Origin of the sequence: Alcaligenes sp. SMD-FA, assembly GCF_025960365.1 — a bacterium.
Lineage (GTDB): Bacteria > Pseudomonadota > Gammaproteobacteria > Burkholderiales > Burkholderiaceae_B > Alcaligenes > Alcaligenes aquatilis.
Genome location: NZ_CP110108.1, coordinates 701,183 through 714,735 on the forward strand (window position 1 = coordinate 701,183; position 13,553 = coordinate 714,735).

Consider the following 13,553-nt stretch of genomic DNA (forward strand, 5'->3'; position numbering starts at 1 on the left):
AAGCGGTTTGAGGGGGGGGCAGAAAATGATGTCCCAGCCGGGGGAGGGGGGACAGGGGGGGGGCCTAGTCCTGGGAGGTTCTTGTATCTTTTCATTTGTTACAAAATTTTGTGCCTATTTGTGTCGTAGTATTTCATTTATGGGCTAATAAAAGAAAATGATTTCCTGTATTAGCATCGCTTTTTTGTTCCTTCAAAGGAACATTAAGCCGCTCCTTAGGCGCATAAATGAAGGGTTTATAGGAAATTTTCGCTGCTCTGTAATCTAATGATGTTATGCTTCGTTGAGTAACATTTCACCTGCAATAATTACGTTTTGTAGGTCGATCTCTTAGCCTGCATTTTCTTATTTAATGGCGCTATGTCAGCAAAGCAGTGCATATCATCACCTCTGCCAGTTCCAGTGGATGCACAAAGACGAATCAGTTTGAGTGCCTTGCTGATTTGGGTGCTGTTGGCCTGGTTGTTGTTGATCTCGGCAACGGTTACGGTCATTTACAAGCAGAATCAGGCACAGACGCGTCTGCAAGCCAGTAGCGGCCTCTTGCGCCAGCTCTCGGATATCAGCTATTCCGTCGCCTTGGCGGTACCGTCCAGTTCAACCCCCGCTCGCTTGCGTCAAGTGGATCAACAGTTCCAGGGGGTAGTGCATCTGCTCAGAGAAGGGGGCATGGTCGATGGCGTCATGCTGCTGCCGTTGGACAAACCCTTGCTGGGGCTGGTGTCACAGCTGACCAATGAATGGCAGCGGCGTTTGATGCGTCTGGACTTTCCGGTCAGCTCGGAACAGGTGCTCTTGCCGGCTGCCAGCCTGAATGCGGAAGACTCCCTGTTTCGCCATAATACCCAGCAATTACTGGATGCCTTTGACGCCTCACGCGAAAGCACACTGGCTCAGCACCGCTGGACCGTGTTTTTCATGTTGAGTCTGGATTTGGTCGCTTTGTGCCTGTTTTACTTCATGTTGCGTGCCTGGGCTGCCGATCCCTTGCGACAGTTGATGACCCAAGGGCATGCCTTTACGAATGGTAATTATCGGGCCAAAAGTACCAGTTCCGGTACCAGCGAAACGCGCTATTTGTCGCAAATTTTGAATGCCTGCGGTTTGAAGATCCAACAGCTGGATGCACAGCTTTCTATTCAGCAACGTCATTTATCTCAGCTCAACGCCATATACCGTAGTTTGAGTCACAACCCTTTATTGGGGGTTTATATATCCCGCGATGGCCGCTTTGATTTCGTCAATAAAAAGCTTGCTGAAACATTGGGCTATAGCCGTTCACAATTGCGTCAGGAGTTCACGGTTGATCAAGTTTTTTTGTCACCTCGATTCCCGTCCCTGACACAAGTAGTGCCCGATTCGCGTTCTGGTGGTAGCAGTTTGCGTTATGAAACACGGGCATTGCGCTATGACGGCAAATCCATTGATGTAGAGATTTGTGCTATTCCCATCCAACTGGACGGACGTATGGCCGTGGTGGCGGTGGTGCAGGACATCACCACTCGGGTGCGCAATGAGGTGACAGGGCGCTTGGCCGCTGTAGTGTATGAGAACACCTGTGAAGCCATCGTGGTGACGGATCGTTTTGGTCATGTGGTCGATGCCAACCCGGCTTTCAGCCGCATTACGGGCTATGAGCTGGACGAAGTTCGTGGCCGTACCCTGTCTATTTTGAATTCCGGACGGCAGGACAACGAGTTCTATCGCAAGATGTGGCGCGAGATCTTAGAGACGGGGCGGTGGCAGGGTGATATCTGGAATCGTCGCAAGAATGGTGAGGACTTTGCCGAACGTTTGACTATCAGTACCGCCTGGAATCCGGATGGTACGGTGTATCGCCACATTGGCTTGTTCACCGACATTACCAGTCATAAAAAGCGTGAAGCGCAGATGTGGAAGCAAGCGCATTACGATCATTTGACGGGTTTGCCCAACCGTCAGATGTTCCAGGATCGTTTGCAGCAAGCTCGAGAACGCTCCCGCCGCACCGGTTTACCCTTTGCGCTCATCTTTATGGATCTGGATTTTTTCAAGGATGTGAACGACTCCTTGGGGCACGAAAAGGGCGACGTACTTTTGCAGGAAGTGGCGCAGCGCTTGCAGCGCTGCGTGCGGGTAACGGATACCGTGGCCAGAATTGGCGGGGACGAGTTTACTGTCATCATCTCGGATATCAGTGATACTTCAATTGTGGAACGTACTTGTCGCTGTTTGCTGGATACGATTGAGGAGCCGTTTCAGTTGGACAATAACTCGGTATCCGTCTCTGCCAGCGTGGGCATTACTCTGTTTCCCGAGGATGGCGACGATGCTGGGCAGCTTTTGAAAAATGCGGATATGGCCATGTACGCCGCCAAGGCGTGTGGCCGCAATCAATACTGCCGCTTTTTGCCTGCCATGAGCGAAGCCGTGGAGGCACGGCTTCGGTTCTCCCAGGATTTGCAAAACGCCTTGAGCGAGCAGCAGTTTCAGCTTTATTACCAACCCATTGTCGATTTGCGTACCGGGCGTGTCACGCGTGCCGAGGCCCTGATTCGCTGGGAGCACCCGCAACTGGGCTTGGTGCCACCGTCAGAGTTCATCCCCTTTTCCGAGGATTCCGGGCTGATTGTCCTGATCGGTGAGTGGGTGTTTGAGACGGCTGCTCAGGCCGCTGTTCAGCTACGACAAGAGTTGGACCCTGCCTTCAGAGTCAGTTTGAATGTATCGCCTGCACAATTCAAACTGAATGGCTCTTGTGCGCGCGAATGGGTGCAGTATTTGCAAGCCGAAGGTATCCCGGGCGATGCGCTGGTGGTAGAAATTACCGAGCGCTTGCTGTTGGACGATCAAGGGCAGGCTTTGCAACAACTAAGCTTCTTGCGTGAATACGGTATGAGTGTGGCGCTGGATGATTTTGGTACGGGATATTCGTCTCTGTCGCACCTGAAGCGGTTTTCTATCAATGTGCTCAAAATCGACCAGTGCTATATCCGCAATCTGGCATTGAGTAGCGAGGATCTGGTACTGACCCAGGCCATGATCGTCATGGCCCAAAAGCTGGGCTTGCATGTCGTGGCAGAAGGGGTGACCACTCAAGAGCAGCTGGATTTGTTGAACGGCGCGGGATGCGACTTCATGCAGGGCTATTTGTGTTCCGCACCTATCCCAGCCAATGAATTTGTGGACTGGTGTAAAGCCTGGAACCAGAGGCAGGCAGGCGGGTTCGTGGGGCGATTCAATATCACCGCCAATGCCCCCCAGACTTTGCAGTAGTAGAGGCGTTTCATGCTCAGTGGCAAGTCGCAACGCCTGCGAGGGCGTGTGTGCCGCTTAAGGTTGGTGGCGGCGAGACCGCCAGGCGAAAACAAGCAGAATCAGACCCGCCCAAATCAAAAAGGGCAAATTGCCGTACTTGACATAGGGCGTCAGGCCGGTGGTGCCTTGTACTTCCACATCCAGCACACCTGGGGTCAACGGTGGCAAGACTGCGCGAATACGGCCATAAGGATCAATGGCGGCTGTCATGCCGGTATTGGTCGCACGTAGCATGGGGCGGCCAGTTTCCAAAGCCCGCATGCGGGAGATTTGCAAATGTTGGCTCAAAGCCCAGGAATCGCCGAACCAACCCAGATTGCTGATGTTCAGCAGCAAAGTGGCACCTTCCTGATCAGGGCCGCCTTGGACAGCCCGGATGATCTCTTCGCCAAACACGTCTTCATAACAGATGTTGGGGGCCACTCGGCCCTCTGCCATTTTGAAGGGGGCTTGAGGTAAAGCGCCGCGATGGAAATCCCCCAGGGGGATGTTCATCATGTCCACAAACCACTGAAAGCCGGTGGGGATGAATTCACCAAAAGGCACCAGATGATGTTTGTCGTAGTAGCTGGCCGTGCTGTTGATGATGTCTTGGGGTTGAGTTTCGGGACTGATCAGCAAAGCGCTATTGGTATAGCTGAGCTTGCCGTTGACGGTGCCACGGTCCATGGGGACGCCCAGCACCAGATTGGCTTGATGTCGCTGTGCCAGTTCCGTCCAGCGCAGCCAGAAGCTGCTCTCTAAGCGGTTTTGCAAGATAGGGATGACGGTTTCAGGTAGAACGATCAGTCGCGGAGCGTCTTCGGGGGATTTGGCGGGCAAGTTCGCCAGCTCGTAGTAACGTTCTATGCCCTCGCTCATATCAGGGCCGAACTTGGCGCTTTGGTCGACATTGCCTTGCACCAGGCGGGCAATAAAGGGCGCGCCATGCGATTGGACCCAGGCAATATGCGGCAGGCTGATGCCGATCAGGCCGAAAATCATGGCGATACCAATGCCGATCGCGCTGGACGGGCTTTGGTTCTTGTCTTTGGACGCGGCAAATTGTGCAATCACAGCGGCACTGAAAGCCGACAACCAGGCCAGACCATATACACCCACAACGGGTGCCCAGCCGGTAAACATCCCTTCCGCGTGGGCGTAGCCGATATTGAGCCAAGGAAAACCAGTGAGTAAATTGCCGCGCAGCCATTCGCTGAGTGCCCAACAGCTTGCCCAGCCTGCGGACAATAGCAATCGTGGTAACCAGGAATCACTATCGTGCTTGGGTCGCAATCTTTGCCAGACCGCTGAAGCCAGGGCCGGAAAGAGGGCCAGGGCAGCGGCTAGCAATAGAACACCCAAAGCGGCCATCCAGGAAGGCATGCCACCATATTGGTGCATGCTGATGTATAGCCAGTAAATTCCTACACCAAAATGGCCAAGCCCAAACAAGTAGCTGCGTCCAAACGCTTGGCGCACCGACCTGGAGCCCATGATCTGTGAGCAGGCGATAGCCAGCAAGGTGATCTGGTAGAAGGGCAGAAGCCAGGATGGCAGCGGGCCAATGGAGAAGGACAGGGCGTGCAAGCCCCCCAGGACCAGCAATAAAGCGACGCTTAGCGCCTGGGGTAAGGGTTTGGAATCAGCTTTGTTCAAGATCGGGCTCGGCGGGTGTGGCTCGCTGAACGTGCAACCATAAGGCTCGCTTGGCGTCGGCGCGTACAACGGTGATGCTGATGCCATCGAGTTGGGCCACATCGCCCCGGCGAGGGATGTGCCCTAATTCGGATGCCAGCCAACCACCGACTGTATCGAAGTCGTCGTTAGGAAGCCTGGTATGGAATGCTTCGTTGAAATCGGGAATTTCAGTCAGTGCCATGACACGCCAACTGTCGGGGCCGGCCTGGAAGATAGTCTGCTCGGCGTCCTCATCGTATTCATCTTCGATGTCGCCCACAATCTGTTCCAGCACGTCTTCCATGGTGACCAGGCCTGCCGTACCGCCGTGCTCGTCAATCACGACGGCCAGATGGTTGCGGCTGCCACGGAACTCGTGCAGCAAGACGTTCAGGCGCTTGGTCTCGGGGATAAATACGGCAGGACGGATCAGCGGTCGCAAATCCAGCGTGGGATTGGCAATCGAGAGCAGCAAGTCCTTGGCCAGCAAAATACCGATGATGTTGTCGCGTTCTGTCTCGTAGATCGGAAAGCGACTGTGGCCCGTCTCAATAATGATGGGCAGCATCTCGGTCAACGGTTTGGCGATGTCCAGCATATCGATCTTGGATCGTGGCACCATGATATCGGCCACGGTTTTGTTGGCCATGTCCAACGTGCCGGCAATCATGGACAGCGATTCGTCGTCGATAACGTTGCGGGCGTGGGCCGCAACCAAGACAGACTTAAGGTCTTCTCGGTCTTCGGGTTCGTGACGCCGATTGAAAAAAGCACTTAAGCGAGAGATGGGATTGCTTGAGCTGGTCTTTGAAGGACGGGGCTCGGGGTCGGGAGCAGAGTCTGACATTGTCCGAAGGACGAGTTAAGGAATAATTAAGCATAACCGAAAAACGATGACAAGGTATGTACCTGTCATCATTCGGAATGCGCACAGGACGGTCAGTGTTGGGGCTGTTTTTTGATGGCTGACCGCGAGTCGCTGTACCCAGATGGTCTAGCGCTCTTCATAGGGATTGGGGATGTGAAAACTGGCCAGGATTGCAGTTTCCAGTGCTTCCATGTCTTTGGCCTCATCCTCTTCAAGGTGGTCGTAGCCCAGGGAGTGCAGACAGCCGTGCACGACCAGGTGGGCTGCGTGGTGCAGAAACGGTTTCTGCTGTTCCTGGGCTTCACGTTCCAGCACTGGCAGGCAAAGCACGATATCGCCGCTGACCACACCTTCTTCGTCCTGACCATATTCAAAAGTCAGCACATTGGTGGCGTAGTCGCGTTCCCGGTAACTGAGGTTCAGGCTTTGGCCTTCTTCGGTATCCACAATGCGCAAGGTGGCGGACAGGGCGGTGAAGCGATCCTCGGGGTGGATGCGTTCAACGGCCATGTCAATGGTGCGCTGCATCCAGCGGCGGATACGGGAGCGGCTTAGCTCGGGGCAATCAACAGCGTACTGGACGCTCAGGGACAGATCAGGCATCACCGGCTCGCTCGTAGGCGTCCACAATTCGCGCCACCAGGGGGTGACGCACCACATCGCGGCTGCTGAAACGCGAGCAGGAAATACCCTGCACGTTTTCCAGTACCTGGACGGCGTGATTCAAACCACTGCGCTGGCCTTTGGGCAAGTCCACCTGGGTGGGGTCGCCGGTAATTACGGCCTTGCTGCCAAAACCGATGCGGGTCAGGAACATTTTCATTTGTTCCGGTGTGGTGTTCTGGGCTTCGTCCAGAATCACAAAAGCGTGGTTCAGGGTGCGGCCACGCATATAGGCCAGTGGTGCGATCTCGATGACTTGCTTCTCGAACAGACGCTGTACTTTTTCCACGCCCATCAAGTCGTAGAGCGCGTCGTACAGTGGCCGCAGATAGGGGTCTACTTTTTGGGCCAGATCGCCGGGCAAAAACCCCAGACGCTCACCGGCTTCTACGGCGGGCCGTGTCAGCACTAGACGGTGGACGGCTTCGCGCTCCAGAGCATCAATGGCGCAGGCCACTGCCAGCCAGGTTTTTCCGGTACCGGCCGGACCGACGCCGAAGTTGATGTCGTTGCTTAGAATATTGCGCAGGTATTCGCGTTGGCCGGGTGTGCGAGGACGCAGGTCGCGCTTGGCGGTCCGCAGGGAAATTTCTTCCTGACCTACGGGGGGCAGCTCGGGCAGGGGCTCGGGTTTGTCCTCTTTTTCGTGGCTGCGACTGGCACCCAGCTCGACCAGGCCCAGTTGAATATCGTCGATATTCAGCGCACGGTGTACGGCACGCGAATGGAACCAGTCAATGGCCTTGGCGGCTTCGTCCGCGCGCTCGCCTTCAATCGAAACATGGCTGCCACGCCGACGCAAGGTGACCTCGTAGGCAATGGCAATTTGCTTGATGTTTTCGTCCAAAGGGCCACACAGATTGGCCAGATGGGTATTGTCTCCATCCAGACGCAAGGCAGTGGGCATGCGGCGGCGTTGGCTAGTCATCGATTAGGCTCCTGCAACCCGGTCATGGGTCACAATTTCTCCGCGCAGGGTGTTGGTCAGTACTTGGGTCACATGCACATCCACAATTTGTCCGATCAGGCGAGTATCGCCGGGGAAGTTGATGATGCGGTTGTTTTCGGTACGGCCTTTCAGTTCCGAGTCGTCTTTGCGCGAGGTGCCTTCGACCAGAATGCGTTGCACGCTGCCAATCATGGCCTGGCTGATGGCCTGTGCCTGCTCGTTGATTTGCGCTTGCAAGCGATGCAGGCGGTCCAGCTTTTCCTCTTTGGTGGTGGTGTCTTCCAGGTCAGCGGCAGGCGTACCGGGGCGACGGGAATATACAAAAGAGAAAGACTGGTCGAAATTCACATCGCGAATCAGCTTCAGTGTTTTCTGGAAGTCTTCTTCAGTCTCACCGGGAAAGCCCACGATAAAGTCCGAGGACAAGACAATGTCTGGGCGGGCTTCGCGCAGGCGGCGCACGATGGATTTGAACTCCAGCGAAGTGTAGCCGCGTTTCATTGCAGCCAGAATACGGTCGCTGCCGGCCTGTACGGGCAAGTGCAGGAAGGGCACCAGTTTGGGCAGGTTACCGTGCGCGGCGATCAGGCGCGAAGTCATTTCCTTGGGGTGCGAGGTGGTGTAACGAATGCGCTCGATACCGGGGATCTCGTGTACGTATTCCAGCAGCATGGCAAAGTCGGCAATCTCGCCCGCGACGTCGGTCGGGCCACGGTAGGCGTTCACATTCTGGCCCAGCAGCGTGACTTCACGCACACCCTGGTCGGCCAGATCGGCCACTTCCATCAGGACGTCGTCAAAGGGGCGGGAGACTTCGGGGCCACGAGTATAGGGCACCACGCAGAAGCTGCAGTATTTGCTGCAACCTTCCATGATGGACACAAAGGCCGAGTATCCCTCCACACGTGCTGGGGGCAGGGCATCGAATTTTTCGATTTCCGGAAAGCTGATGTCCACTTGCGAGCGGCCACTGTTGCGTCGCTTGACGATCAGCTCGGGCAGGCGGTGCAAGGTCTGTGGCCCGAACACCACGTCCACGTAGGGAGCACGGCGAATAATCGTGTCGCCTTCCTGACTGGCGACACAGCCACCCACACCAATCACTAGATCAGGGTTGAGCGCTTTCAGATGCTGAACCCGGCCCAGATCCGAGAACACCTTTTCTTGCGCTTTCTCGCGCACCGAACAGGTATTGAACAGGATGATGTCTGCTTCTTCGGGGTTGGTGGTTAACTCCACAGGGCGATCCTGATTCAGGATGTCGGCCATTTTTTCGGAGTCGTACTCGTTCATCTGACAGCCAAAGGTGCGGATGAAGAGCTTGCGGGCAGGCTTGGTGGCAGCGTCCGCGCTGGCGGGGGGAGAGATTGTGGTGTCGGTCATAGAAGGAGCCGTGACGGGTGTATATCCCGCGGGCCATTGAAAATGATGAATCGAGCATTATAACGCCCAGCTTCGCTTGAGCCACAAGCAAGCAGGGATTCCTGTGGTGGGACTTGTTGCAGACAAGCCGCCCTTTGGCTGGTGATAACTGGAAGCAGCCTTGCCAGGGCATCGAGTTGGATAAGGATTCTCGGCCAGGTTTTGCTTGCGTCCTGTTTTTGTGAAATATATGATTCGTATATAAATCATATAGGAATTGAGAAATGGGTATCGTGAATATTGATGACGAGCTGCACGATCAGTTACGCAAAGCGAGCACCGTTTCATGTCGCTCCATCAATGCGCAGGCCGCTTTCTGGATACGTATGGGACTGCTGTGCGAACTGAATCCGACCTTGAGCTTTAACGACATTGTTGCTCGTGAAATGAAGGCGGCCGGTTTGGGTGAGCCTGCGGTGCCTCTGGATCAGATGGAGTCAGCATGATCAAGACGGCGGATGAAATTGCCTTGATGGCCGAGTCAGGTCGTTTGCTGGCTCAAGTGTTCACGCACCTGGATCAATTGAACCTGATTGGCATGAACACCATGCAGATCAATGATCTGGTCGAGAGCTACATCGTTGAAGATCTGCAAGCCCGGCCCGCCAGCAAAGGGCAGTATGGTTATGCCTATGTTCTGAATGCCTCGCCTAATCGGGTGGTGTGCCACGGTATGCCGTCCACGGCGGATGTGCTCAAAGAGGGAGACATCGTGAACTTCGATATCACCCTGGAGAAGAACGACTTTATTGCGGATTCCAGCAAAACCTACACGGTGGGGCAGGTTGCTCCTGCTGCGCAAAAACTGGTCGATGCCTGCTATAGGGCGATGTGGAAGGGCATACAGGCGGTACGCCCCGGTGCAACACTAGGAGACGTAGGGTTCGCCATTTCGCAGTACGCACGCAAGAATGGCTACTCCGTTGTGCGCGATTACTGCGGGCATGGCATCGGGCGAGAAATGCACGAAGCGCCCGAGGTCCTGCACTGGGGGACACCGCGGACAGGCTTGAGACTGAAAGAGGGCATGGTGTTCACCATTGAACCTATGCTGAATCAAGGCGGCCATGCGGTGCAAACCGGGAAAGATGGCTGGACCGTACGTACGTGCGATGGCTTGCTGTCAGCGCAGTTTGAACACACGGTGGCTGTGACGGAAAGTGGTGTGCGCGTATTGACGTTGCGGCCGGATGAAACCATCCCGCATTAATTAAGTCGTCTGCGACCATTTCGTTCCCCACACCGTCGGCTTGTCGTGCCTTATCCGATCCTTGCTGCTTGTGATCTGAAAATGACTGCGGCAAGTTCTATCAGCCTGATGGAAATGAGCTTCTCTGTAGACATTGTCGTGATCGCTACAGTAGTGAAGTTCCGCCATATTGCCATCGCAATATCGCTTGTTGTATAGCCATCGTGCCGAAGTATTCCGAATATAGGGTGGCAGCAGTAAACCCTTTTTTGTTTTATTGAGGGCCGGAGCAGGTCGGCGGGCGAGTCAGGTTGTTCGCCGTGGGCGGAGGCTGGATGCGGGGTGCAAGGGGCGTGCTGTTTGAGGAGCACGCTTGCGGTTTGTCCGGGGGACAAACCGCGCTCCGAGTTCACGACCCGCCCGCATCTGGCCTCTGACAAGGGGACCCGTGCGCAGCACGGGCGAATAACCCGCCAAGCCGACCTGCTCCGGCCCTCAATAAAACAAACGCCTGCCACCCTATTACCCGCAATCTAGCAGTTCCAGAAACAAAAAAGCCCGACATCACAACAATGTCGGGCTAGTCTTGAACAACGACTAAAGAAGCAACTTAACCTTCTACAACCTCGCCGCCTTCGTCTTTCTTGATTGGCTTGACCAGGTCCTCACGTTTCACGCCCAGCCACATGGAAATAGCGGCGGCCACGAACACGGAGGAGTAAATACCAAACCAGATACCGATGGTCAGCGCCAGCGAGAAGTTGTGCAGCGTGGGGCCACCGAAGAAGAAAATCGACAGCACCATCATCTGGGTAGAACCGTGGGTGATGATGGTACGCGAGATGTTCTGGGTAATGGACAGGTCAATAATCTCCGATACCGACATCTTGCGCTGCTTGCGGAAGTTTTCACGGATACGGTCCATCACCACAACGGATTCGTTCACCGAGTAACCCAGGACAGCCAGAACACCGGCCAGCACTGACAGTGAGAACTCCCATTGGAAGAACGCGAAAAAGCCCAGAATGATGACCACGTCGTGCAAGTTGGCAAGGGCACATGCCAAAGCCAGCTTCCACTCAAAGCGAAAACCCAGGTACAGCAAGATGCCTGCAACCACAAAGGCCAGGGCCATCAAGCCGTTATTTAACAACTCCTGCCCGACCTGAGGGCCGACGAACTCCACGCGGCGCAGCTCTACATCTGAGTGTTGCTGCTTCAGGGCCTGGAGCACTTGTTCGCTTTGCTGGGTCGAATCTTGTCCGTCCAGAACGGGCAAGCGGATCATGATGTCCTGCGACGTTCCAAAGTTCTGCACCTGAAAATCGGTATAGCCCAAAGACTGAACCGAGCGGCGCACATCCTCAACCTGTACAGTTTGCTGATAGTGCACTTCGATGACCGTACCACCGGTAAATTCGATGGACAGGTGAAAGCCGCGCAAGATAATGAAAACGACCGCTGCGATAAACGTCAGAAAACTGATCAGGTTCAGCACCAAAGCATGGCGCATGAACGGGATAGTGCGGTGAATACGAAAAAATTCCATGATGCTTTATGCCTGTAGTTGGGCCTGGCCGGTTTGCACCGGCCCCGGCGCTTTACTTCTTGTCCTGTGGCTTCCAGACCTGGCCGATAGAAATCCCTTGCAGGCGACGACGGTTGCCATACCAGAGATTGACCAGGGCACGGACCCCAACCACCGAAGAGAACATGGAGGTCAGAATACCGATCACGTGTACCACCGCAAAACCACGGATGGGGCCCGAGCCAAAGGCCAGCAAAGCAACGCCCACAATCAGACTGGTCAGGTTGGAGTCGAAAATAGTGGCCCAGGCACGATCAAAACCCTGGTGAATGGCTTGTTGCGGTGAGGCGCCATTGCGTAATTCTTCGCGGATACGCTCGTTGATCAGCACGTTGGCGTCAATGGCCATACCCAGTGTCAAGGCAATGGCTGCAATACCGGGCAAGGTCAAGGTCGCTTGCAGCATGGACAGCACAGCCAGCAGCAAGAGCACGTTGAAGGTCAGGCCAATGGTGGAGAACAGGCCAATCAAGTGGTAATACAGCATGATGAAGATGGCAATCGCAATAAAGCCGTACAGCGTGGCGTTAAAGCCTTGGCGAATATTGTCGGCACCCAGGCTTGGGCCAATCGTGCGTTCTTCAATAATGCTCATGGGGGCGGCCAGCGAACCGGCGCGCAACAGCAGGGAAATATCGGCGGCTTCCTGAGCATTCATGCTGCCGCTGATCTGTACCTGGCCGTTAGGAATTTCGCTGCGGATAACCGGAGCTGTCACCACTTCACCCACGCCGTTTTCAAACAGCACAATAGCCATGCGCTTGTTGATATTGTTGCGGGTAATGTCGCGAAAGATACGTGAACCTTTGTTGTCCAGCGTCAGGTTGACGGTGGGCTGCTGGGTTTGCGAGTCGCGGCCAGGCTGGGCGTCCTGCAGGTTCTCACCGGTCAGGATGACCTGACGGCGCAGCAGCAAAGGAGCACCGCCACGTTCGGTGTAGCGCTCCAGGCCAAAGGGCACGGTGCCCGAGTTCAACGCGGCAACGGCAGCGGGGGAGTCTTCCACCATGCGCAGTTCCAGCGTGGCGGTACGGCCCAGAATTTCTTTGGCTTTCGCTACATCCTGTACCCCGGGCAACTGAACCACGATGCGGTCCGAACCCTGTTGTTGAATAACGGGTTCGGCCACGCCCAGCTCGTTGATGCGGTTGTGCAAGGTGGTGATGTTTTGTGTCAGCGCGTTGGTCTGTACCTGGATGGTGGCGGTTTCCGTCAAACGAGCGGTCAAGCCGCTATCGCCGGCAGGAATGAACTCCAGATCAGGCATGGCGCGGCGCATTTCGGACTGGGCGCGGTCGCGATTCTCAGCCGAGGCAAAGTCCATACGCAGGGACTGGCCATCGCGCTCGATGGTCCCGACAGGTACTTTGGCTTCGCGCAGCACGCTGCGGGCATCAGCCACCATGGAGTCGTAGCGGGCTTGCAGTGCGCCCTGCATATCGACTTGCAGCAGAAAGTGAACGCCGCCGCGCAAGTCCAGACCCAGGTGCATGGGATGCGCGCCCAATGCGGTCAGCCAGGCAGGCGACGCGGACACCAGGTTCAAAGCGACGGTGTAGTCGGGAGCGGTCGCTGTAGAGTCCTTGTTCAGCTCGCGCTCGATCAGATCTTTGGCTTTGAGCTGAACATCGGTGGACTCAAAACGGAAACGCGCGGTGGCGTTGGGTCCGTTTTGCTCAAAATACGAGCCCGTCGTAGGAATATTGTTTTGCTTGAGCAGCTCTTCAACATGGCTGATCAGGCTGGTTTCAAGCCGGACCGTGGATTTGGCGCTGGAAACCTGGACAGCAGGAGACTCACCAAACAGATTGGGCAAGGTATAGATCAGGCCGATCGCCAGCGCGACCAAGACGATGACATATTTCCAGAGGGGATAACGATTCATGGGATATCTACGACGGGTGCAGAAATGGCAACC

General features: G+C 55.4%; 10 protein-coding genes. 3 read left to right on the forward strand and 7 right to left on the reverse strand.

Translation table 11 applies throughout. The features are described 5' to 3' along the window. The first annotated feature begins 426 nt into the window (after nt 1–426). Nucleotides 427–3,255, forward strand: a complete 2,829-nt coding sequence (locus OKX01_RS03255; protein ID WP_249461189.1) for an EAL domain-containing protein — start codon at nt 427–429, stop codon at nt 3,253–3,255. 57 nt (nt 3,256–3,312) lie between these two features. On the opposite strand, the gene lnt is transcribed toward OKX01_RS03255, so the two are convergent. The 5 genes from lnt to miaB all read right to left on the reverse strand — a co-directional run bounded on the left by lnt (nt 3,313) and on the right by miaB (nt 8,819). Continuing rightward, nucleotides 3,313–4,935 (reverse strand): apolipoprotein N-acyltransferase, encoded by a 1,623-nt coding sequence (gene lnt, locus OKX01_RS03260; RefSeq protein ID WP_125277062.1) that lies wholly within the window; start codon nt 4,933–4,935, stop codon nt 3,313–3,315. Then, a complete protein-coding gene (locus OKX01_RS03265; RefSeq protein WP_094195678.1) occupies nt 4,922–5,803 on the reverse strand; it encodes an HlyC/CorC family transporter in 882 nt (293 codons plus the stop codon). The genes lnt and OKX01_RS03265 overlap by 14 nt, the downstream gene beginning before the upstream one ends. Nucleotides 5,804–5,950: 147 nt before the next feature. Further along, nucleotides 5,951–6,427, reverse strand: coding sequence for an rRNA maturation RNase YbeY (gene ybeY, locus OKX01_RS03270; RefSeq protein WP_264672441.1), 477 nt, complete (start codon nt 6,425–6,427; stop codon nt 5,951–5,953). Continuing rightward, on the reverse strand, nt 6,420–7,415 hold the full coding sequence (locus OKX01_RS03275; RefSeq protein WP_094195680.1) for a PhoH family protein: 996 nt from the start codon (nt 7,413–7,415) through the stop codon (nt 6,420–6,422). The genes ybeY and OKX01_RS03275 overlap by 8 nt, the downstream gene beginning before the upstream one ends. Nucleotides 7,416–7,418: 3 nt before the next feature. Next, nucleotides 7,419–8,819 carry a tRNA (N6-isopentenyl adenosine(37)-C2)-methylthiotransferase MiaB gene (gene miaB, locus OKX01_RS03280; RefSeq protein WP_094195681.1) on the reverse strand — a complete coding sequence of 467 codons (1,401 nt, stop codon included), beginning with the start codon at nt 8,817–8,819 and terminating at the stop codon, nt 7,419–7,421. Between the two features lie 263 nt (nt 8,820–9,082). Between miaB and OKX01_RS03285 the strand changes: the two genes are divergently transcribed. Beyond that, nucleotides 9,083–9,304, forward strand: coding sequence for a ParD-like family protein (locus OKX01_RS03285; RefSeq protein ID WP_094195682.1), 222 nt, complete (start codon nt 9,083–9,085; stop codon nt 9,302–9,304). Beyond that, nucleotides 9,301–10,068 carry a type I methionyl aminopeptidase gene (map, locus tag OKX01_RS03290; RefSeq protein ID WP_264672442.1) on the forward strand — a complete coding sequence of 256 codons (768 nt, stop codon included), beginning with the start codon at nt 9,301–9,303 and terminating at the stop codon, nt 10,066–10,068. Before OKX01_RS03285 ends, map begins: the two co-directional genes overlap by 4 nt. A gap of 589 nt (nt 10,069–10,657) precedes the next feature. Here the strand turns inward: map and secF are convergent. Both secF and secD read right to left on the reverse strand, forming a co-directional pair. Then, nucleotides 10,658–11,596 (reverse strand): protein translocase subunit SecF, encoded by a 939-nt coding sequence (secF, locus tag OKX01_RS03295; protein WP_108728069.1) that lies wholly within the window; start codon nt 11,594–11,596, stop codon nt 10,658–10,660. A 52-nt stretch (nt 11,597–11,648) separates the two neighbouring features. Next, nucleotides 11,649–13,520, reverse strand: coding sequence for a protein translocase subunit SecD (gene secD / locus OKX01_RS03300; RefSeq protein ID WP_094195685.1), 1,872 nt, complete (start codon nt 13,518–13,520; stop codon nt 11,649–11,651). Nucleotides 13,521–13,553: the final 33 nt, after the last annotated feature.

What these genes read in the sequence shown, in the direction of transcription:
- OKX01_RS03265 (WP_094195678.1), bottom strand. Translation starts at nt 5,803, where the DNA reads ATGTCAGACTCTGCTCCCGACCCCGAGCCCCGTCCTTCAAAGACCAGC.
- ybeY (WP_264672441.1), bottom strand. Translation starts at nt 6,427, where the DNA reads ATGCCTGATCTGTCCCTGAGCGTCCAGTACGCTGTTGATTGCCCCGAG.
- OKX01_RS03275 (WP_094195680.1), bottom strand. Translation starts at nt 7,415, where the DNA reads ATGACTAGCCAACGCCGCCGCATGCCCACTGCCTTGCGTCTGGATGGA.
- secF (WP_108728069.1), bottom strand. Translation starts at nt 11,596, where the DNA reads ATGGAATTTTTTCGTATTCACCGCACTATCCCGTTCATGCGCCATGCT.
- map (WP_264672442.1), top strand. Translation starts at nt 9,301, where the DNA reads ATGATCAAGACGGCGGATGAAATTGCCTTGATGGCCGAGTCAGGTCGT.
- secD (WP_094195685.1), bottom strand. Translation starts at nt 13,520, where the DNA reads ATGAATCGTTATCCCCTCTGGAAATATGTCATCGTCTTGGTCGCGCTG.
- OKX01_RS03285 (WP_094195682.1), top strand. Translation starts at nt 9,083, where the DNA reads ATGGGTATCGTGAATATTGATGACGAGCTGCACGATCAGTTACGCAAA.
- miaB (WP_094195681.1), bottom strand. Translation starts at nt 8,819, where the DNA reads ATGACCGACACCACAATCTCTCCCCCCGCCAGCGCGGACGCTGCCACC.